This is a genomic window from Nocardia arthritidis (assembly GCF_011801145.1).
GTDB lineage: Bacteria > Actinomycetota > Actinomycetes > Mycobacteriales > Mycobacteriaceae > Nocardia > Nocardia arthritidis_A.
Genome location: NZ_CP046172.1, coordinates 3,980,507 through 4,001,314, shown reverse-complemented (window position 1 = coordinate 4,001,314; position 20,808 = coordinate 3,980,507). Strand labels below are relative to the sequence as shown.

Genomic DNA, 20,808 nt, shown 5'->3' with positions numbered 1-20,808 from the left:
AGGTTGCCGCAACACGCGGCGCGGTGGCCCCTACTCCGGCGGCAGGCGGGCGGCCGCGGATCCGTGCGAAGGTATTTATATGACAGACCTAGCCAGGCTCGGACGGCCGAACCGCTGGAGCGCGGTATGCGATTGAACCCGTTGGCAATCGAGGCCATCTACTCGCCGATCGCCAGCGCGCACGCCCTGCTCGGCCAGCGCGCCGGGCGGCTGGACCTGCTCGATCTGGCACAGGCGGTGCCGCAGTACCCGCCCGCCCCCGAGGTCGTCGAGCATATCGCCGCCACCGCGCGCGACCCGCACGGCGCGGCCTATGTGGCCACCGCCGGGCTACCCGCCCTGCGCGAGGCGTTCGCCGCCGAGCTGACCGCCGACTACCGCGGCCTGGTCCGTCCAGAACACGTGATCATCACCGCCGGGTGCAACCAGGCCTTCTGTCTGGTCGCGTCGGCGCTGGCCGCGCCCGGCGACGAGATCGTGCTGAGCCTGCCGTACTACTTCAACCACGACATGTGGCTGCGGATGACCGGCATCACGCCGGTCTACCTCGATCCGGGCCCCGATCTGATTCCGCGACCCGAGGCGGCCGAGGCGCTGATCACCCCGCGCACCAGGGCGATACTCGTTGTGACGCCGGGCAATCCGAGCGGCGTCACGGTGCCGCCCGAGCGGATCGCGGCGCTGGCGGAGGTGGCGGCGCGCCACGATATCGCGCTGATCCTCGACGAGACCTACCGCTCGTTCCGCGACACCACCGAGCCGCCGCATCCGCTGTTCGCCGACCCGGAGTGGACCCGCACCGTCGTCGGCCTGCACAGCTTCTCCAAGGATCTCGCCATCCCCGGCTACCGGGTCGGCGCGGTGGTCGCGTCCACCGAACTGGGCGCCGAGGTCGCCAAACTGCTTGACTGCGTTGCGATCTGCGCGCCGCGGATCGGCCAGGAGGCCGCGCTGGCCGGTCTCCGGTCGGCCGGACCGTGGCGGCGCGCCCGAGCCCGCGATATCGCCGTGCGGCGGCACCGGTTCACCGAGGTGATGGCCGGTCGGCCCGGCGGCTACGAAATGCTTTCCACCGGTGGATTTTTCGGTTGGATACGGCATCCGTTCGCCGGGCGGTCCACCGAGGATGTGGTGCGCGAGCTGATTCTCGAATACGACACCCTGGTCATCCCGGGCACCGCGTTCATGCCGGACGACCGCGGCACCATCCGGGTCAGCTTCAGCAATACCGATCCGGATTCGATCACCGAATTCGCCGGACGGCTCGCCGCCTCCGGCCGTCAGCCCGCCGCCGCGCTGCGACCCTGAAGCGACCGGACATTATCGCCGAAGGTCCAGCCCCGCGAGCCATCCCAGTTGATGGACCAGGTCATCAGGCCCTTCAGCGCCGAGCCGTAATGGTTCCACGCTTGCGCGACCAGATCCGGCGACATATAGCCGCCGCCCGCGCCCGGTTGTGCGGGCAGGCCGGGGACCTGCTTGTCGTACGGCACGGTGACGGTGGTGCCCTGCACGGTCAAACCCGTTGCCAGGCAATCCGTTTGCACGGTGAACCCCTGGACGGTCCCCGCCTGGTACGAATCGCCGGAGCAGCCGTACATGCTGCCGTTGTAGTACTGCATGTTCAGCCACCAGAGTCGGCCGTTGTCCGCGTACTTCTTGATGATCGGCAGGTACGCGCCCCAGATCGAGCCGTAGGTGACGCTGCCGCCGGTGACGTAGGCGGTCTCCGGCGCCATGGTCAGGCCGAAGCCGGCGGGCATCTGCGCCAGGATGCCGTCGATGATCCGCTCGAGGTTCGCCTGCGAGGTGGACAGCGTATTGATGTCGCCGGAGCCGGTGAGGCCGGTTTCCAGGTCGATATCGATGCCGTCGAAGTTGTAGGTCTGCAATATCGGCACGATGGTCGCGATGAACCGGTCGGCGACCGCACTGGAATTGAGGTCGATACCGGCCGCCGCGCCGCCGATGGACATCAGGATGGTCGCGCCCGCCGCCTTGGCCTGACACATCTCCGCAGGGGTCGCGACCTTGACGCTCTGGTCCATCCCGTCCTGCCACAGCGCGGTGCCATCCGATTCGATGACCGGGAACGCCGCGTTGATCACGTTGTAGCCGTGTCCGGCGATGCGGGAATCGGTGATCGGGATCCACCCCATACCGGGGTGCACGCCATTGGAGGCGCCGTCCCAGTTCTCCCAATAGCCTTGCAGCACTTGACCTGTCGGGCGCGGCTTGGTCGCGCAGGTGCTGTCCGCCGGTGTGCTGTTGTCCCGCGCCGTCGCGGCGGGGGCGAATCCGGTCAGGCCGAGCAGCAGCCCGATTCCGATCGCCGCCAAGCGCATTCGCCGGCCGTTCGCTTTTCGCGCTGCCCGGCCGCGTCCGAAGACCGCCGAAGATATTCGCCGGACGTTCATGTCTCACTCCGCCCGAGTCCGATACCGCCCTCGCGCATCCCGGAATCGCCGAACGACCGACCGCGCGCGTCAAATGTGGAATTCATGACAAAGTTGAACCACATCCGGCGTGATCATCTCGACTGGCGACAACTGGGGTGATCAGTCGGCGTCGGCGAGATCCCGCATGGTGAGCGCGGCGGCGAAAAGCTGGGCGTGATCCGGCCTTCCCGGATCGTATCCGGTGATCGTGGCGATCCGGCCCAGTCGGTAGTTGAGCGTATTGCGATGCAACACAAGGGAAGCCGCCGCCTCCTGCCGGTTGTAGTCGTGGGCGATCAACGCGCGCAACGCCTCCAGCAGATGCGGATGGGCCAGCAGCGGGGCGAGCAGGCCCAGCAGCCACGCCCGCGCGGGCCCCGGCCTGGCCAGCTGATATTGCAGCGCCAGCTCGCTCATCCGGTAAATGCCGGTGGGACGGCGCAATTGGCGGGCCAGCAGCGCGAGCTCGGCGGCCTCCGCCGCGCCCGTCGCGACGTCCGCGACGCTCGCGGCGGTGGCCAGACCAGCGACAGTGCGCGCGCCCGCATTCGCCGACAACCTGGTCACGAATCCGCTCAGCTTCGCGGCCGCATCGCTTTCGGCCGTCGGCAGCAGGACGGTGCCGCCGCCGCGCTCCAGCACGCTCAGCGCCCGCGGCGAGAGCGCGTCCACCTCGGTCTGCGCGATGCGCAGCACCGGCCGGACGCCGCCGGGTTCGTCATCGGGCTCGGCCGCCAGCCGGAAGACCAGCACGTGGAAACCGCCGTCGAGCGCGATGCCGAACCGCTCGGCCAGCAGCTCGACCGGGTTGCCCTGCAAAAGCGCCTGCGCCACCGCGCGTTTGGCCTCGCGCTGCTCCCAGTGCAGATCCTGGCGCTCCCGCACGTATGCCGCCGCGACCCCGGGCGTCACCGCGCCCAGATAGCCCAGGATGAACGGCACCGCGGCCAGCAGCTGCTCGCGCTGTTCCGGAGTTCGCGCCGCCGACGCGATGGCGTTCCAGGCCACCGCGGCGCCCTGGTGATACACCGAAAGCACGGTGTCCAGCGCCATTCCCGCCCGCGCCCGGCGCACCGCGATGGCGATCAGTTCGGCCAGTTCGTCCTGGCGCGGCACCCGCTGCTCCTGCACCGACCGCAGGAACAGGCGCAGGTTCGCCTCGGTCGCCCTCGGCAATTCCTCACCGACCAAATCATCGGGCAGCGCGCGATAGTCGGGCACCGCGTCGAGCACACCGACGATCATGACGCGCGCGATGGCGGGCAACGACGAACGGAAGTACTCGGAAAATTCATCGAGTACCGGGGAATCACTCACCGCATATTGTTTGCATGACCAAACCCGGTGGCGCAATGAGCAGTCCGACAAGGATATTTGTGCACATTGCCAATCTTCGGCGCGGTCGAATGCACAAACCTCATCAGGTAACGCTTCTGACGAATTCCGCGAGGTACTGGCCGCTGTAGTCGGGTTTGCCGTTGTTCTGCACCGCCGCGGCGCCGATGGAGTCGATATGGGTGTAGCCGGGCAGGGATTCCACCTGTGCCAGTGGCGGATTGGGCAGCCAGGTCATTCCGTACTGCACCACGCTGTCACCGGCGTAGAGCACCAGGTTCGGCTTGGTGCGACTCATATTGTGGTAGCGCAGATTCGACATATCACCGCCGCGTGCGCCGCCGTAGCCCGCGGCGATGTCGAGCACCACCCGCAGCGGGAAGTAACTCTCCCAATAGGCGGCCGGGCCACCGGAACCCAACTGGCGGGCCACTTCTCGGATATCGGCGATCTCATGGTTGGGCGCGGTCCACGGGATGCCCGCCACGTCGTTGTAGTTGCGCCAGGTGTACAGGACGTTGTGATCGGTCGGCGCGACTCGGGTCTGCGGCCCCGTGCTCATCCGCAGGAAGTTACCCAACACCGGAATCTGTGCCACACCACCGGGATTCGGGAATGTCTTCTCGGCCACCGGACCACCGGACAGCGCACCGACGCCCTGCTGCAAGAGCGCGAAGTTGCCGGAGTTGTTGTCGATCAGGCTGCCCAGCAACGCGGTATTGGTGAGTCGGTAGTCGCGCAGCGTGCCGTCGCTGCCGGTGATCACCCCGCCCCAGCTCTGACCGGACATGAACGCCAGCGTCGCCTCGATCTCCGGATCACGCGGAATATGCGCCAGCAGTTGGCTTTCCGCGTCCGGCTCGAGATATGCCGCCAGCCCCGCGAGCCGGTAGAGCAGTAGCGCCTTGGTGCCGATCACCGGAGTCGGACCCAGGATTCGCAACGGCAGGACGCCGCTGTCCAGCCCGGCCTTCACCAGCCCGTTGATCGGGCCGACGATGGCGTCGGTGATGTCGTGGAAGAACGGGGTGTTCTGGATCGCGGCCGGATCCGATGACACCATGGTGTCCTGCGCGGCGAACGCGGCGCACTGGTTGTAGCCCGCGGTCGCGGGATCGCCGCCGCCGAAATCCCAATCGGAGAAGAATCCGGTGACCAATCCACCCATCGAGATCCCGGTGCACACGTACTTGCGTTGCCGCTCAGCCTGATCCGGCATCTCGGCCAGCATGATCTCGTACTGGTCGCGGATAACCCGTTCCAGCCCCATCCAGTCGAGGATCGCCAGATCGCCGGAGTTCTTGAAACCCGGGAACGTTCGACCGCCGACCGGTTTGCCGTTGAAGTAGTAGTCGACCGCGTCGAGGTAGTTGCCCGTGCGCAGTGCGTAGTCGAAACCCGTTGTCTCATCCAGGCATTGGCTACGCCGGGCCAACGCCCAGAACTCCACCGAACGCCCCGACGCCTTCGCCGAGCGAACCGTATTCGCCGCCACCGCATCCGAATTCATCGCACCGCCGGTGAACCCCTGCTGCTGGACCACCACCGCGTCGGCATCCCGGGCATCCGCGGGCCCGCCCACCGGCCGGTAGCGCAGGAAACCCGCTCGGTCGCACGAATCCGGGTGCGGTGGCGCGTTATCCGGCAACGGCAGCCGAAAGCTCACATACGACACGGCGACCCCGTCACGGGTCGCCAACTGCTGCTCTTGTCGATCGGTTGCCGCCGAAACCGGCGGTCCAGCCGCCGCGACACCGGGCTGCAGAGCACCCGCAACAACGAACGCCACCGCAGCCGTCGCAGCCCAACCATTGATTCCATGCCACGCCGCATATCTCACGCGCGACACGTTTCCACGCCCGATCGGCCCGGGCATTGGGCTATTCACAAGGAGTTCGGTGCACCGACCAGGCATCCCGACGAGAAATACCGTTGGGAATTCCGCGAATTCGGTTGCGGAACAACTCCGGCGGCCGAACTTTGTCATCCGACCAAATCCGCATCCGCGAAGCCGTGCCGCCAAATGGCATATCGCGGATCAAGCCGCCGTTGTAACGCACCGGGATTCGGCCGACCGCGATGCGCTCACACCCGCCGGATCGATCGCACATAAAGCGCGACCCCGAGCGCCGCACCGGCCCCCAACGCGACGCAGATGCCGACCGCCTGCGCGAAGAATCCGAAACCGGACCGATGGAACAGTTCGGAGATGAGTCCTTGATACACCGTGAGACCAGGCAGCAGCGCACCGGTGATGCCGATCAACGCCATCGCGGTGACCGGCAGATGGAACCGGTCGGCGACGATCCCGGCCGCGAATCCGAGCACGACCGCGGTGAGCGGCGCGGCGATCAGCGGTTTCACCTCGGCGGCATGGACGAGCACCTGATAGATCGCGCCCGTCACCAGGCCCTCGATCGCGGCCGGTATCAGCAGATCCGGTCCGCCCCGGTTGAATACGGCATTGCCGACCGCGGCGAGGATCGCGAAGATCAGCGCCAGCCAGACCGGCAGCACCGGCAGCTCCGAATGGATGGGCCCGTCGAAGACCACCCGGTGTGAGGCGGCGAGGGCGAGCGCGCCGCCGACGCCGATGCCGATCACGGCCACACCCGCCGACGCCGCGCGCTCCAGCGCGGTGAGCCCGCGCGTGCCGACCGCATCGGTCGCGATGAGCAGCAATTGCGGAATCGGCATGAGCAGTAGCCAATTGGTGGCGATGAGCACCGCGGTCCCGGTGATCGGCAGCAGCCCGGCCGCATACAGCGCAGCGCCCAGACCCACCGTCGCCGCCGACTGGGCGGCGACGGTGTACATCGACGGCAACCGCAGCCTGCCGACGCCGCGACCGATCAGATTCACCGCGATCAAAACGACCGCCGCCAGTGCCGCCGCCGTGGGCGAACCGCCGACCTGCAGCGCGATGCACACCGCGAGCAGCGCGCCGCCGCCGGGCACCACCCACCACGGCCACGGCGGCCGGGCGCGCAGTGCATCCGCCAATAATGCGGTGGCCCTTGCCGTTTCGGGCCGTTCCCGAATGACCGTCTTCGCGACCCGATCCAGCCGCCGCATCCGGTCACAGTCGAAGATATCGAGCGATCGCGCCATCGCGACCCGGGTGACGGCATGTCGATTGCCGACCGCATGGTCGATCGTCACGACGCGACCGAGCGTCACCACGGTCGCGCCGCGCACGCCGAGCGCGACGGCGCAGCGCCCGACCGAGTCGACCACGGCGTCGGTGGCGGATCCCGATTCCAGCATCGCCACCGTCAGCCGGGTGAGGAAATCCAGCGCGCCGTACGCTGGCGGGCCGTCGGCATCCGTATCCGGCATGTGCTCAAGGTAGCTGTCCGATTGCGGAATTGCGGCGCAGCCCGACCGGCGGGTCGGCGGGCTCAGCTCAGGTAGCGCTCGGCGACCTTCGCGAATTTGTCGAGGGTGCGCAGGGTTTCCGATTCCGGGAGGCCCGGCAGCACCAAGGTCACCCGCTCCGCCCCGGCCTCGGCGTACGCGTCGAGCAGGGCCGGAACCGGCGCGGCCCCGAGAACCGTGATCGGCAGATCCCGGCCCGCGAGCGGAGCCAATTGCGCGGGCACCTCGGCGGGATCGGTCACCGCGATCGGTAGCCAGCCGGCACCGTGCCGGATCGCCCGGCGCACCGCGGCTTCCCCGCCGCCGATGTAGATCGGTGGCTGCCGGACGGGTTTCGGCCAGGCGTACATCGGATCGAAATCGATGAAGCGGCCGTGGAATTCGGCGAGATCCTCGGTCCAGATCTGCCGGATTGCCCGCAGCTGCTCGTCCAGTAGCGCGCCGCGGGTGCGCGGGTCGGTGCCGTGATCGGCCATCTCCTCCAGATTCCAGCCGACGCCGACGCCGAAGACGACGCGGCCGTTGGAGATCACGTCGAGCGTCGCGACCTCCTTGGCGGTGTGGATGACATCGCGCTGGATCAGCAGGGTGACCCCGGTACCGAGCACCAGCCGCTCGGTGACGGCCGCGATGGCGCCGAGGGCGACGAACGGATCCATCGCGCGGTAATACACCCGCGGCAGTTCGCCGCCGCCGGGATAGGGGCTCTGTCTGCTCGCCGGGATATGCGAATGCTCCGCGACGAACAGCGATTCGAATCCGCGCTCTTCCAGCGCGACGCCGAGTTTCGGACCGCTGATGCCCTCATCGGTGACGAAGGTGTTCACACCTATCTGCATACGGGGACGAACCAGGTCCGGCCGTCGAATATTCCGCTCGATCGAGTGCGTCAGCTCTGCTCGTTGATGCGGACCAGGTTGCCCGACGGATCACGGAACGCGCAGTCACGGACCCCGTACGGCTGCTCGGTCGGCTCCTGCACCACCTCGGCGCCGCGGGCCCGCACCTTTTCGTAGACGGTGTCGAGGTCTTTGGCGGACAGGATGATATGCCCGAACGTGCCCTTCGCCATCATCTCCGCGATCACCCGGCGCTCGTCCTCGGTGATACCGGGATTCGCCTCCGGCGGATACAGCACGATCGAGGTATCCGGCTGACCGACCGGGCCGACGGTGATCCAGCGCATCCCGTTGTAACCCACGTCGTTGCGCACTTCGAAACCGAGGATGTCGCGATAGAACTCCAGCGCGGCGTCCGGATCCCGCTGCGGAAGAAAGCTGGCGTCGATGCTGATATCCATGACGGTCACGTTAGTTGCTGTGAGGTAACCGGAGCTTCTCGATTTCTGATCGGTCTGGTTACCTGCTTCGCGACGCACGACGGCATCCCGGCAGTCGCGAGCGCGGCGTCGCGCCGGTAGACGCTCGGCGCGACGCCGACCAATTCGGTGAAACGGGTGCTGAAGGTGCCGAGCGACGAACACCCGACCGCGAAACAGACCTCGGTGACGCTCATATCACCGCGCCGCAGCAGCGCCATCGCGCGCTCGATGCGCCGCGTCATCAGATAGCCGTACGGCGATTCGCCGTAGGCGAGCCGGAACTGGCGGCTGAGGTGGCCCGCCGACATGTGCGCATCCCTGGCGAGCGATTCGACGTCCAGCGGCTGCGCGTATTCGCGGTCGATCCGGTCCCGGACGCGGCGCAACCGGGCCAGATCACGCAGGTGCTGCTCCGTAGCGGATGTCACCTGCCAGATAGTGCCACGCCGAACCGGATTTGCCCAGATCAGGTCGGCGCGGCCCGGATCTGTTCCGATACCGTCGATGATGCGATTTTCCGGTCGAGCCGGATACCGTTGTCCTGTACTAGTTTTCATACATGTTCACATATGTGGTTACCGCGGAATTCACCGGCGACGAGGCGCGGACGGAGTACCTGGCCTGGATGCGTGACGGGCATGTGGCGAAGGTGGTCGAGCTCGGCGCGGCCGTTTCCGGCCAGGTCGTCCTGCTCGACGACGGGCGCGTCGAGAGCCGCTACCTGTTCCCGGATCGGGAGACCTTCGCCGCGTACGAATCGGGCCCGGCCGTCGAGTTGCGCGCCGAGGGCGCACGGTTCGTCGAGTCGGGGAAGGTGAGCTTCACCCGGTGCACCGGGGAGGTCGTGTTCAGCGTTCGTTGAGGGATCAGCGCTTGTCGAGGCGGGATCTCATGCCGCCCGCGTGCCCGGTTCGAAGGGGAATCGGTCGGCGAACGCGGGGGTGAGCTGATCCAGCCACACCGCGGCCGGATCGTATTTCGCGAAGAACGGCCGGTTGACCAGCTCCGGATCGCGAGCCTGGATGAAGTGCAGCTGGAAGACCTGCTCGCCGTTCACCTCCACCAGGCCGTCCACGCACACCTTGCCGGGGGTGGCCGACATCGACGGGCCGCGAACGGTTCGCGCCAGTCCGGAGACATTCTTGTAGGCGTCCCGGAAGATCTCGTACGCGCGGGTGAGCGGTACCGCGAAGTAGTCCCGCGGCCCGGTATCACGCTCGACGAACAGGTAATAGGGCACGGCGCCGAGCCGTATTTGGCGGCGCCACATCGTTTCCCAAATCCGGGGGTCGTCGTTGATCGAGCGAATCAGCGGTGACTGGGTACGGATGGTCGCACCGGTGTCGGTGATGCGGCGCATCGCCTCGGCCACCGACGGCGGCTCCAGTTCGCGCGGGTGGGTGAAATGCGCCATGAACGCGAGGTTCTTCCCGGCCGCGCGGACCCGTTCGAACAGACGGAGCATATCGTCGGCGTCCGGGTCGCCGATGAACTTCTGCGGCCAATAAGCCAGCGATTTGGTACCGATCCTGATCGACTCGAGTTGCTCGATCCGCAGCAGCGGATCTACGTACCGACGCAATACCGACTCGTTCATGATCATCGCGTCACCGCCGGTGATGAGCACGCTGGTGATCTCGGGGTGGGCGGTCACATACGCGACCAACCGATCGATCATCCCGCCGCTGATCTTGAGATCGGGTTCGCCGACGAACTGGGCCCAGCGAAAACAGTATGTGCAGTACGCGTGACAGGTCTGGCCCTGACTCGGGAAGAAGAGCACCGTCTCCCGGTATTTGTGCTGCATGCCGGGTAGCGCTTCGGTCCCCTGTCTGGGCACGTTGAGTTGCCGCTGCCCGGCCGGATGCGGATTGAGCTTCATCCGCACCGCGTGCGCGGCGGCCTCGATCTGCGACCGTGGGGCCGCGCCGCTGAGCAGATCCGCGATGGCGGCGACGTCCTCGGCAGGCAGCATATCCGCCTGCGGGAAGACCAGCCGGTAGATCGGATCATCGGGTGCGGCGGACCAGTCGATGAGCTCGTCGACGACATAACTGTTGGTGCGGAACGGCAATACGGTCGCAACCGCTCTGACGGCCAGGCGCTCGGCCGGGGAAAGTCCGGCTCGCGCGGTCAGTTCGTCGAGGTGTTTTGTGGTGTAGGCCCGGAACGTCCGGACCGGCGGGCGGGAAATCGCCGCGGTCACAGTGTCCCCCTTCTTCCATGGGTCTTGTTGCGGCTCAGCCGAATTCGTCGTAGCCGAGCTTGAGGATGAGCGATATCGCGGTACAGATCAGCACCGCCCGCACGAACGTGGCTCCGCGCCGGAGCGTCGTTATCGAGCCCAGCCGCGCGCCGAGCACACTGGCCACGGCCATCCCGAGACCGACGCTCCACAGCACGTGCCCCTGCAGCGCGAAGACGGTCAGCGCCCCCACGTTGGTGCCGGTATTGACGATCTTCGCGAGCGCGGAACTACGCAGGAAGTCCGTGCCGATGAGGCCGGTGAACGCCAAGACGAGGAAGGCGCCGGTGCCAGGCCCGAGGATTCCGTCGTAGAAACCGATGGCCAGTCCCGCGACCGCGGTGGCGAGGACACCGCGCAGCACAGGTCTCGGTACTACCCGCTCGGTGGCTCCGAAACCGGGGCGCAGCACGACGATTGCCAGCACGCCGACGAGGACCGCTAGGACCATCGGACGCAGCACGGCCGAGGACATGGCACCCGCGCACGCGGCCCCGGTGGCCGCCGCGCCGATGCCGAGCAGCCCGGCGAGCCACGCGATCCGCCGGTTCGTGGTCAGGCGGCGGGTGTACGTCAGCGCGGCCATCGACATGCCTGCGGCGGATGCCAGTTTGTTCGTTCCGAGCAGCGTGGCCACCGGAGCGCCGGGAACCGCGATCATGAGGGCCGGAAGTTGTAACAGGCCGCCGCCGCCCACCACGGAATCAATCCAGCCCGCGGCGAAGGCGACGATCGGCAACAGAAGTGCGGCGGTTGAGAAATCCATTTATATGCTGAGCCAGAATCTGGTCAGATGGCGCGCCCGGTCGGAATATTCGGATCGGGCGTGCAGGAGGCGCTGATTATCCCAGATCAAAAGGCCGTTTTCCGGAATAAGGATTCGCGTCCGGAATTCATCGAACAGCGCACTGACCTGGTGGGCAAGGGAAACTCCCGCCGCGCCCGCCGGAAGATCCGCGGGGTCCGGCGTCGGTTCGGTCAATTTCGCTTCGTAGCTGCCGCTGGTCAACAGATTGAAGCTGAACCGCAACAGTTTGCGGCCGTCCGCATGTGTCTCGAACATCGGCGCGGTGATCGAGCCGTTTCGTCCCGGGAATGTGATCGGCATAGCGGCCATGAGGTCCAGTTCCGCGGCGGGCAGCCGTTCGCGCAGCACCTCGCCATCGAGCAGGTCGGTGTGGCCGCCGCCGAACCGGTCCTGCCGATGACAGTACAGCGCGAGGTAGCGGGGCGGTTCCGGAGTCCACCCCGGTGCCTCGGTATGCGCGCGGATCGTATTCGTGCTGCGCGAATAGGACTGATCCTGGTATCCGGGCTGATAGGTCACATCATGCCGGACTTTGCCGTCGTACTGCGGAATTATCGAACCAAGGGACTCGAGCAGGTGGACCGCTTCCCCTTCGTTCCGGAGTTCCGTTACCAGAGCGTGGCCGGTATCCGCCAACGCGGTCTCGGAAAAACTCTTCTCATCAGTGATCCGCACGTCAACCCCATTACTGGTAATAGGTTACAAGGCTTTTCGATTCATTTAGGAGGCTAGGTCTGTACGGCGAGGTGTAGCCAATGCAAAGATCGCATGGTGTATACGCTGAACACATATCCGGTGGTTACTCGCGGTGGCCCAATCGGGCGCAGCCGATTCGCTCCACAGTCGCTCGAATGGCATCCGAGCCACGATAGGAAGCTATCGGACCGACCAGTCGGAATTTATGGGGCGCCAGAAGTCGGGTCTGGGTTTGCGCGGGTTATCGGTTCATTCTTCATGGTGGTGTCGTGACGCACTTGGGGGGCGGCATGGGCAAGATGGTTTCTTCGGGGAGCAGAATCGAGGTCCGGCATCTGCGCGCGCTGGTCACCCTCGTCGAGCAAGGGAGCTTCACGCGCGCGTCGAACGCACTTTTCGTGAGTCAGCCCGCGCTGAGCCGGACGGTCGCGCAACTCGAGCGGCTGATCGATGCGCGGCTGGTGGACAGATCCGGTCAACAGGTGACGGTGACCGAGGCCGGAGCCCGACTGCTGCCGTACGCGCATCGGGTGCTGACGACCATTCGAGAGGCCGAGCATGCCGTTCGCGGGCAACGGATCGTGCTCCGAGTCGGCTTCACCTGGACCGCGGCCGGGGTGTACACGGCGGAAATCGTGCGCGAGTTCGAGGAGACGTGCCCGGGTGCGCAGGTCGAATTGGTCCGCACCATGACACCGCTGGCCGGCCTCGACGAGGGCGACACACACGTGGCCTTCCTGCGCAGCGAGCCTCCGGACGATCGAGTCGCCAGCGCGTTCTTGCTCAGCGAGCCTCGGGTGGCGGCACTTCCGGCAGACCATCCATTGAGTAACCGCAGGACTGTCTCGCTGCGCGACCTGGCCGCCGAACCGCTCGTCATCGGAATTGTCGGCACCACGGAGGTCGACCTCTGGGGACATGCGACGGACGGCCGGATGATCACCACGGCCCGGAATATCGATGAATGGCTCGAAGCGATCGCCGCGAAGCGGGGTGTAGGGGTTACACCCCTATCGACCACGACCTTTCACGGGCATCCACACGTCCGGTTCCGGGAGCTGACGGATGCTCCGCCGGTCTTCCTGAAAATCGTCTGGTTGAACACCACCCACCACCCGCTCCGCGATGCGTTCGTCAAGATCGCGATTGCCGTCACCCAGCGTGCGCGCACGCTGCCTGCGGCCGACGAGTAGCCGTTCGGTCTTACCGGGCACCGCGTACCTGACCGGCTTCCCCACCGAATTCGATCAGCGCGCCAGTTGCTCGGCCAGGTCTACGACATCGGCGGCGATGAGGTCGACGTCGGTGGGTGCGGCGACCGGCGGGGCGTCGGGGCCCCATTCCAACGGGCGGGGAATGTAAGCCGTGCGGAGGCCGGCCCGCGCGGCGGCCGCGAGATCGGTGGGGTGGCAGGCCACCATCAGGAGGCGTCCCGGCGCGACATCGAGGAGTTCGGCGGCGCGCAGATAGACCTTCGGATCGGGTTTGTACGAGTTCGCCAATTCCGCCGACAGAATGCAGTCGAAGCGCAGCCCGGCCTGTTTGGTCAGGCGGGCGAGCAGGCCGACGCCGCCGTTCGAGAGCGTCGCGGTGAGCACGTCGGACCGGTGGAGTCGCGCGAGGCCGTCCGGTGCGTCGGGCCATGGGCGGAGGCGATGCCAGGCCGTCACCAGCTCGTCGCGGGTGGGCTCGTCGAACCCGTCCAGGCCGAATTCCGCAAGCACCTCGTCGAGCATGATCCGGTGCAGCGCATCGAGCGACTGCCAAGGCAGCTCTCCCGCAAGGACTTTCGCCAACGTCGGACTGTACCGACCGCGCCATGCGTCGGTGACCGCGAACCAATCCGCGGACTGTCCGGCCCCGGCCGCGGCCAGCTCACCCGCCACACTGGAACGCCAATCGGTCAACGTGCCGAACACATCGAACACCGCGGCATCGATATCCACACCCACCCCTTTCAAGATCATTAGCGGTATCACCCTAAGCGCCCGGCACTTTCGCAGCTACCTCATGTGACCCGGCTCTCCGATCGATCGGTGTGCGGGTGCGGTGAGTAGCTGGTCGAGGTGCGTGCGAGACCATACGCACAAAGTGTGAACGGTCTCGACGAGCCCCGCTCCGGCCGCCGCCGTCGGTGACTTTCTGCTCATCGCGGGCGCACCCGAACACACCGACCGATACCGGTCGACGATCGGTCCGGTGATCGTCGACGATCTCGACGAATTGATCGCCGACCTCACCGAGGCCGCGATCATCGGTGGCCCCTTCCGAAGCGAAACCGGCCGATACGCCTACCTGCGTCACAGTGACGGAACCAATGTCGAATACGTGCAGTGGTCACCACGGCTGCGGGCCCGAATACTGGCTAATCCGGTGCCCAGGGAAGGAGCGTCGGAACGACTGTGCGAACCTGAGGCAGAATAGGGGCGTGAGTGACTTGCCGGGCCCCGGTGAAAACGAGTTCGATGCGGTGCGATCTGGTACGCCGGAAAACGAGGATGCCGCCGAAACCGGTCACCCCGAAACGGGCAAGCACACAGCGAAACTCATCCGGCTACCGCATCGCCCCCGGCGCGTCACGGAAGATGCCGCCGAACCTCGCCGCAAAACCTGGCGCTCCGACAGTGGCCCCGTCCTCGATCCGACACCCACCAAACCCGTACTGCGATCGGAGCTGCAGCGCGAAACGGGTGCCTGGCCGTTGGACCTCGGTCCCGCGTGGCAGCACACTCCGGTATCCGATCCGGGTCGAACCGAACATGACGGGAGCGTCATCGATTTCGGCGCGGTGCGGCGGAAACGAGCGGGCAACGACGCCTCGGCAGCGGGGATTCGGCGCATCGCCAAACCGCGCAGGATCGGGCCTGACAAACCATAGGCGTACCTCGGCCATTTGCTCCGGCCGTGCACGGGCCGGGAACAGCTTCGCCGACAGCACCGATTAGACATACCTCGGCCATTCACTCCGGCCATGCACGGGCCAGGGACGGCTCCACCGACAGCACCGATTAGGCGTACCGCCGCATTCGCTGCGACTATGCGCGGTCTGCGGACGGCGTTGCTGGCGGCGCACATTAGGCGATGAGCGGGCTCACCTTTTCGGCGATGAAGCGGACGAACCCTACGGGGTCGGGCTCGTCGGGTGTGGGTTCGAGGATGACGGTGTCGGCACCGGCCTGCGCCCATTGTGCGACGGTATCGGCGATCGCCTGGGCATCGCCGACGGCACAGAGACCATCTTCGCTGGTATGGCCCAATTTTCGCACTTCGGCTTCGGCGCGTTCGGCCGCGCCGGGGCCGGTGGCGGCCACCAGTTGGACCATGAACGAGAAGTCCCCGCCGTGCGGCCGGTCTTCCTGCGTGAGCTCGATAGCCTGTCGCATGCCTGCGAGCGCGGTGCCGGTGACGACGCCATCGGCGGCCGCACCGGCCAGCCGCAGCGTGCGCGGCCCGAATCCGCCGACGATCACGGTGGGCGCGGCCGCGGGCGGCCAGTCGAGCGCGACATCGTCGAGTCGAATGTAGCGGCCCCGCACGCTGATTCGCTCTCCCGCGAGCAAACCCCTTAGGGCATCGAGATATTCGCGCAGCAGGGTGAGCGGCGAGGCGACCCGGGCGCCGGCCTGACTCATCCACTGCTGATTACCGTGGCCGACACCCCAGATCGTCCGGCCGGGAAATATTCGCTCCAGCGTGGCGATTTCCATCGCCGTCACCGCGACATTGCGCAGCGGAGCGGGAAGCACCCCGACACCGATGCGCACCCGCTCGGACCAGGCCAGCGCGGCCGCGGCGGTGGCGATGCCACCCTCGGCGAAGCAGTCCTCGCACAGCCAAAGCTGTTCCAGGCCAGCCGAATCGGCTACGCGCACCACCTCTCGCAGTTGCTCCGGCGGATTCTGCGGTTCGAAGACAACACCCAGACTCGTCACCCGCCCATCGTTACCGGACCGGACCGCCGCGGTCGACCGAATATTCGGCGACCCAAGGGATTTCCGCGGCTACCTGGTGTCGATGCGGCCGATCGGGTGGGTGGCCCGCGCGAGATCCTTCCACGCCGTCTCGTCGATCCCGAGTTCGCTGCGCAGGTACGCCCAGGTGGCCTCCCGGATGAAGGCGACGCGTTCGGGGCTCTCGTCGGTGGTGTCCGCGGCGTTGTAGCCGTGGATTCCGCCCAGCGAATGCTCGCCCCCGAATACCGTGAGCAGGCCGCGGGCGCCGGGACTGTAGACGTAGGCGTCGGTGAACCAGTCGGGGCCGCGGGTGGAGAGGTGGGATTGGTCGTTATCGCCGGCGACCACGAGGGTCGGCGTGGTGAGGCCGTCGAAGTCGGGGTTCATGAAGGGGAAATTCTGCGTCGCGAACGGTGTCAGGTCATCGCCGCCGCGGCCGGCCGTCGCGAGGAGCACACCGGCTTTCACCCTGGGATCGGTCATATCCTCCTCATCCGCGCCGAGTACGCGCGCCCCGAGCAGCATGCCGACGGTCTGACCGCCCCAGGAGTGTCCCGCGGCGGCGATGCGGTCGCGATCGATTCGGTCGCCGAGCCCAGGAATCGCGGCGACGACGCGATCGAGTTCATCGAGTACCCGCGTGACGTCCCGGACCCGAATGCGCCAGATATCCGGGTAGCGCGGGTCGGCGGGGTTGAGGCCGAGGGTCCGTGAATCGAGGAATGTCGGTTGGACGACGACGAAGCCGTTGCTCGCCCAGAAGTCGACAAGCGGGTCGTAAGAGGACATCGACTGTCCGAAGCCGTGGGCGAATACGAGGACCGGCAGGCCGGAGCCGGTGACGGGCGCGGACACGCGAACCCGCAGGTCGTCGCCGCGCTCCGGCGCGGGAAGAACGACCGGTTTGACGCTGATGATCGCGGTGGGCATGGCGGGTACGGCGCTCGGGCTGGGTGCGGACATGGGATTCCCTTCGATTGCGATGCGCGCTTCATCCGCTTCGGCCGCGGATACACTATTAAGCGGAGCGCTGCTCCGAATATACGGAACAATGCTCCGCTTAGCCAGGGTTGCGAGAAGGGAATGCCGCGTGGACGCAGACGAGCAGGTCGTGAGCCCGGCCAAGCGCGCCGACGCACGGCGCAACGAGCGAGCCCTGCTCGATGCCGCGGCGTCGGTATTCGTCACGCACGGGGTCGACGCGCCGGTGCGCCGGATCGCCACCGCCGCCGGCGTCGGCATGGGCACGATCTACCGACACTTCCCCACCCGGGCAGACCTCGTCGCGGCCGTCTACCGCCACCAGATCGATGCCTGCGCCGAGGCCGGGCCTGCGCTGCTCGCCGAGGAAACCTCCCCATCCGCCGCGCTGTGCCGATGGGTGGATCGCTTCGCGGACTTCCTGATCACCAAGCACGGCCTCGCCGCGGCGATGCGCAACGACCCCGACGGCTACGCCGCCCTGCACACCCTGTTCCTCGACCGCCTAGTACCGATCCTCGACGACCTGCTCACCGCCGCCCGAGCCGCAAACGAAATAACCGCCGACCTCACCGCCTACCAACTGATGCGCGCCATCGGCGATATCTGCGCGGGCGCGGAACTGACCGACCCGAACTACGACGCCCGCCTAACCATCCGCCTACTCCTCGCCGGCTGCCGCAGATAGCAACGAACTCCCCTCCGCCGCAACATTATCCGCCCGACCGCTCCAGCGGCTCGAGCGAAAATAGTTGACGTGAACGACCGAAGAGAGCTGATCGGCGGCATCGAGAAACGTGATATTCGGATCGTCGACTACGACGCCGCGTGGCCGCGACGCTTCGCCGAAGAACGCGCCCGCATCGCCGCGGCGCTCGGCGCGACCGCACGCCGCATCGACCACATCGGTTCGACCTCGGTGCCGGGTCTGGCCGCCAAGCCGATCATCGACATCGACCTCAGCGTCCCGGATGTCGAGGACGAGGCAACCTATCTCGACGCACTGCTCGCCGTAGGCTACCGCCTACGAGTCCGGGAGCCCGGACACCGCATGGTGCGAACCCCGCACCATGACGTCCACGTCCATATCTGCACCCTCGGCAGCGAATGGGAACGCCGCCACCTGCTCTTCCGAGACTGGCTGCGGCTCGACGCTGCCGACCGCACGGCATATGAGCAACTCAAACGTAAGCTCGCGCAACGAGACTGGGCCGACATGAACGCATATGCCGAGGAAAAGGGGCCACTGATCACCGAGATAACCCGGCGGGCACAGGAGTGGGCACAGAATTGCGGTTGGACGCCGGTTTGATCGGGGGCTTTCGGATGGCGGCACTGGTCTGGTCCAGATGGTCGGAGTATCAACGGCTTCGATAAGGTTCGGGGCGTCGATGACGGTGGCAGAGTGCATTACATGCTCGGCGTGCGACGTCCGATACTGTTTCTCGATGTCGATGGGCCACTGCTGCCGTTCGGCGAAAACCCGCGGCGGGGCGGCGCGGGTGTTCGTCGCCTCGACGGCGAGGTGGGGAAGCGGCTGGCGGCGCTGCCGTGCGAATTGGTTTGGGCCACAACGTGGGAGGACCGGGCCAATGCCGAGATCGCGCCACGGATCGGGCTGCCGCGGCTGCCGGTGGTGTATTGGCCGGAGCCAACGGCTGGGGAGGAGCATGAAGACCGCTGGTTCGGGCTCTGCTGGAAGACCCGGACTTTGGTGAGCTGGGCCGCCGGGCGACCGTTCGCCTGGGTCGACGACGAGATCGGCGACGCGGATCGCGACTGGGTTGCCACCCATCATTCCGGCCGAGCATTTCTCCGGCATGTCGAACCATCTCTGGGGCTTGCCGACGAGGATTACGCGGCCATCGAGCGGTGGCTGCGCGGAAGCTGAATCATCCGAGATCCGCAGGGGCCGAAGGCTTCTCAGCCGCAGCCAGGGCGGATCTTGCATATGGTTTATTTAGACTGTTAGAGTTAGACCATGCCAGCGCGTGTACTCGATAACCCGATCGTTGTCGCGGTGCTCGGCCTGCTCCTGGAGCGACCGGCGCATCCCTATCAGATATTTGCCGAATTGCGTTCGCGCAGTGAGCATTACGCTGCCGTCGTGAATCGAGGCACGCTCTACAATGTGGTCTCCGCGATTGCCGACGCGGGGTGGGCGGTGCCGGAGGGGCAGCAGCGCAATGGAAATCGACCCGAGCACACCGTTTACGCGCTGACCCCCGAGGGGACCGCGGAGCTGGTGCGGCGGTTGGACGCCGCGATCCGCAATCCTGGGCGGGAATTCTCCGCATTCCTCGGCGCGGTGAGTTATCTCGGCGCGCTCGGGCCGGAAGGGGCCGTCGCGGCGCTCACCGAGCGGGCGGCCAAATTGCGTGAACGCGCCGACATCGATGCGGGAAAGCTGCGCGAATGTCATGCGGACGGCGTGCCGCGACTGTTCGTCATCGAAGCCGAATACGCACTGGCACAGGCACATTCGGAGATCGCGTGGGTCGAGTCGGTGGTCGCGGAGATCCGCTCGGGCACGCTCGCCTGGCCTGCGACGCAACCACGGAAATAAGTCGAGGTCAACAACAAAATAGAAGGAAACCCAATATGACCGAATTGACCTTCGGAATATATCCCGGCGGGGTCACGGGAACGGATGCGCGCGAGGAGTACCTCGGTCAGGGGTACCTGGCCACCGGGCCGGACGACGACCCGGCACGGATCACCGCGGCGCTGAATCGGTTGCAGGGCAGGCCGGGACGCCCGTTCCGGGTGCGCGCCTATCTACCGTTCAACGACGACACCGCATCCGGTGCCCAGCCCACCGCGACACCGGCCGACGCGCGCCGGTACGCGGTGGATGGACGGCGGCTGGAGCTGGTCGCCCAGTACCAATCCGCCACCGGAAATACCGACGGCTATTGCGGATTCGTGCGGGAACTGGTCGAGCAGTACGGCGAGACGATCGATCTGCTGCAGATCGCCGAGGAACCGACCATGACGGATATGCCGATCCTCGACGGCTATTTCCCCGGCGTGCGAGAGGCCATCGTCCGTGGCGTCGCCGCCGCGAAGGAGCGAGCGCACGAACTCGGATTCGCCCATCTGCGTGTGGGTTTCAACTTCACCCCGCTGTACGGACCCGCCGCATCGTTCCTTTCGGAGATGGCCGAGCTGGGTGGCGCCGAATTCATCGAACAACTCGATTACGTTGGACTGGACTTCTTCCCGGACGTCTTCCACCCGGTCGCGGCCGAGGATATGCCGCGCGCCGTGGAAGGCCTACTCCGCCACCATCGTTCGCTGCTGAACGAGGCGGGCTTCGGCGCGATCCCGCTGCACATCGCCGAAAATGGTTGGCCGACAGGGCCTGACCGCACACCACAGCGGCAGGCCGAGGTCGTCTCGACCGTCGTCGAACAGGTGGCCGCGCTCGCCGAGGAGCTGAACATCACCGGATACACCCATTTCGCACTCCGCGACGCGGACAGCGCCAATCCCGATCTGTTTCATCAGTTCGGCATCATGACCGACGACTACACCCCGAAGCCCGCCTTCGACACGCTGTGCGGGCTGATCGAAAAGTTCGGCCGCTGACCATGTCCATGAATCGGGTCCGCGACACCCCGCCGCAGACCCGATTCCTATCCGACAACGAC

The 20,808-nt window shown here is 66.5% G+C and carries 23 protein-coding genes; 10 read left to right on the top strand and 13 right to left on the bottom strand.

Annotation, left to right across the window (positions count from 1 at the left end; translation table 11 throughout):
* Positions 1-126: 126 nt before the first annotated feature.
* The gene (locus F5544_RS18035; RefSeq protein WP_167474258.1) at positions 127-1,308 is read left to right on the top strand and encodes an aminotransferase; all 1,182 of its coding nucleotides are present in this window, start codon (positions 127-129) and stop codon (positions 1,306-1,308) included.
* Here F5544_RS18035 and F5544_RS18030 read toward each other — a convergent pair.
* From F5544_RS18030 to F5544_RS18000, 7 genes are all read right to left on the bottom strand, one after another.
* A complete protein-coding gene (locus F5544_RS18030) occupies positions 1,281-2,345 on the bottom strand; it encodes a chitinase (protein ID WP_167474257.1) in 1,065 nt (354 codons plus the stop codon). The genes F5544_RS18035 and F5544_RS18030 overlap by 28 nt on opposite strands.
* 213 nt (positions 2,346-2,558) lie before the next feature.
* Positions 2,559-3,755, bottom strand: coding sequence for a PucR family transcriptional regulator (locus F5544_RS18025; RefSeq protein ID WP_167474256.1), 1,197 nt, complete (start codon positions 3,753-3,755; stop codon positions 2,559-2,561).
* A gap of 103 nt (positions 3,756-3,858) precedes the next feature.
* Positions 3,859-5,613 carry a hypothetical protein gene (locus tag F5544_RS18020; RefSeq protein WP_238847308.1) on the bottom strand — a complete coding sequence of 585 codons (1,755 nt, stop codon included), beginning with the start codon at positions 5,611-5,613 and terminating at the stop codon, positions 3,859-3,861.
* 245 nt (positions 5,614-5,858) lie between these two features.
* Positions 5,859-7,112, bottom strand: coding sequence for a threonine/serine exporter family protein (locus F5544_RS18015; RefSeq protein ID WP_167474254.1), 1,254 nt, complete (start codon positions 7,110-7,112; stop codon positions 5,859-5,861).
* A gap of 62 nt (positions 7,113-7,174) precedes the next feature.
* Positions 7,175-7,990: an LLM class F420-dependent oxidoreductase gene (locus tag F5544_RS18010; RefSeq protein ID WP_167474253.1), complete on the bottom strand. Its 816-nt coding sequence runs from the start codon at positions 7,988-7,990 to the stop codon at positions 7,175-7,177.
* A 50-nt stretch (positions 7,991-8,040) separates the two neighbouring features.
* Positions 8,041-8,451 carry a VOC family protein gene (locus tag F5544_RS18005; protein WP_167474252.1) on the bottom strand — a complete coding sequence of 137 codons (411 nt, stop codon included), beginning with the start codon at positions 8,449-8,451 and terminating at the stop codon, positions 8,041-8,043.
* Positions 8,452-8,456: 5 nt separating this feature from the next.
* Entirely contained in the window at positions 8,457-8,900 is a 444-nt protein-coding gene (locus F5544_RS18000; RefSeq protein WP_167474251.1) for a helix-turn-helix transcriptional regulator, read from the bottom strand.
* A gap of 131 nt (positions 8,901-9,031) precedes the next feature.
* On the opposite strand from F5544_RS18000, the gene F5544_RS17995 reads away from it, so the two are divergent.
* A complete protein-coding gene (locus F5544_RS17995) occupies positions 9,032-9,334 on the top strand; it encodes a DUF4286 domain-containing protein (RefSeq protein ID WP_167474250.1) in 303 nt (100 codons plus the stop codon).
* 27 nt (positions 9,335-9,361) lie between these two features.
* Here F5544_RS17995 and F5544_RS17990 read toward each other — a convergent pair whose 3' ends face one another.
* The 3 genes from F5544_RS17990 to F5544_RS17980 are packed head-to-tail and all read right to left on the bottom strand — an operon-like array spanning position 9,362 to position 12,200.
* A complete protein-coding gene (locus F5544_RS17990) occupies positions 9,362-10,678 on the bottom strand; it encodes a KamA family radical SAM protein (protein ID WP_203217588.1) in 1,317 nt (438 codons plus the stop codon).
* Between the two features lie 34 nt (positions 10,679-10,712).
* Positions 10,713-11,483 carry a TSUP family transporter gene (locus F5544_RS17985; RefSeq protein WP_167474249.1) on the bottom strand — a complete coding sequence of 257 codons (771 nt, stop codon included), beginning with the start codon at positions 11,481-11,483 and terminating at the stop codon, positions 10,713-10,715.
* Positions 11,484-12,200: a TauD/TfdA family dioxygenase gene (locus F5544_RS17980; protein WP_238847307.1), complete on the bottom strand. Its 717-nt coding sequence runs from the start codon at positions 12,198-12,200 to the stop codon at positions 11,484-11,486.
* Positions 12,201-12,490: 290 nt separating this feature from the next.
* Between F5544_RS17980 and F5544_RS17975 the strand changes: the two genes are divergently transcribed.
* Complete coding sequence (locus F5544_RS17975) at positions 12,491-13,414, top strand: LysR family transcriptional regulator (protein ID WP_167474248.1); 924 nt, start codon at positions 12,491-12,493, stop codon at positions 13,412-13,414.
* Between the two features lie 54 nt (positions 13,415-13,468).
* Here the strand turns inward: F5544_RS17975 and F5544_RS17970 are convergent, their stop codons facing one another.
* Complete coding sequence (locus tag F5544_RS17970; RefSeq protein WP_167474247.1) at positions 13,469-14,188, bottom strand: haloacid dehalogenase type II; 720 nt, start codon at positions 14,186-14,188, stop codon at positions 13,469-13,471.
* 232 nt (positions 14,189-14,420) lie between these two features.
* Between F5544_RS17970 and F5544_RS17965 the strand changes: the two genes are divergently transcribed.
* Both F5544_RS17965 and F5544_RS17960 read left to right on the top strand, forming a co-directional pair.
* A complete protein-coding gene (locus F5544_RS17965) occupies positions 14,421-14,645 on the top strand; it encodes a VOC family protein (RefSeq protein ID WP_174867351.1) in 225 nt (74 codons plus the stop codon).
* Positions 14,646-14,649: 4 nt separating this feature from the next.
* On the top strand, positions 14,650-15,099 hold the full coding sequence (locus F5544_RS17960) for a hypothetical protein (protein ID WP_167474246.1): 450 nt from the start codon (positions 14,650-14,652) through the stop codon (positions 15,097-15,099).
* A gap of 196 nt (positions 15,100-15,295) precedes the next feature.
* Here F5544_RS17960 and F5544_RS17955 read toward each other — a convergent pair whose 3' ends face one another.
* Positions 15,296-16,153, bottom strand: coding sequence for an LLM class flavin-dependent oxidoreductase (locus F5544_RS17955; protein WP_167474245.1), 858 nt, complete (start codon positions 16,151-16,153; stop codon positions 15,296-15,298).
* Between the two features lie 69 nt (positions 16,154-16,222).
* Positions 16,223-17,137, bottom strand: a complete 915-nt coding sequence (locus tag F5544_RS17950) for an alpha/beta hydrolase family protein (RefSeq protein ID WP_203217587.1) — start codon at positions 17,135-17,137, stop codon at positions 16,223-16,225.
* 127 nt (positions 17,138-17,264) lie between these two features.
* On the opposite strand from F5544_RS17950, the gene F5544_RS17945 reads away from it, so the two are divergent.
* From F5544_RS17945 to F5544_RS17925, 5 genes are all read left to right on the top strand, one after another.
* Positions 17,265-17,843, top strand: a complete 579-nt coding sequence (locus F5544_RS17945; RefSeq protein ID WP_238847306.1) for a TetR/AcrR family transcriptional regulator — start codon at positions 17,265-17,267, stop codon at positions 17,841-17,843.
* A gap of 69 nt (positions 17,844-17,912) precedes the next feature.
* A complete protein-coding gene (locus F5544_RS17940) occupies positions 17,913-18,467 on the top strand; it encodes a GrpB family protein (RefSeq protein ID WP_203217586.1) in 555 nt (184 codons plus the stop codon).
* Between the two features lie 102 nt (positions 18,468-18,569).
* Positions 18,570-19,046 carry an HAD domain-containing protein gene (locus F5544_RS17935; RefSeq protein WP_167474243.1) on the top strand — a complete coding sequence of 159 codons (477 nt, stop codon included), beginning with the start codon at positions 18,570-18,572 and terminating at the stop codon, positions 19,044-19,046.
* A 90-nt stretch (positions 19,047-19,136) separates the two neighbouring features.
* A complete protein-coding gene (locus tag F5544_RS17930) occupies positions 19,137-19,721 on the top strand; it encodes a PadR family transcriptional regulator (protein WP_167474242.1) in 585 nt (194 codons plus the stop codon).
* Between the two features lie 35 nt (positions 19,722-19,756).
* Positions 19,757-20,746: a hypothetical protein gene (locus tag F5544_RS17925; protein WP_174867349.1), complete on the top strand. Its 990-nt coding sequence runs from the start codon at positions 19,757-19,759 to the stop codon at positions 20,744-20,746.
* Positions 20,747-20,808 lie beyond the last annotated feature (62 nt).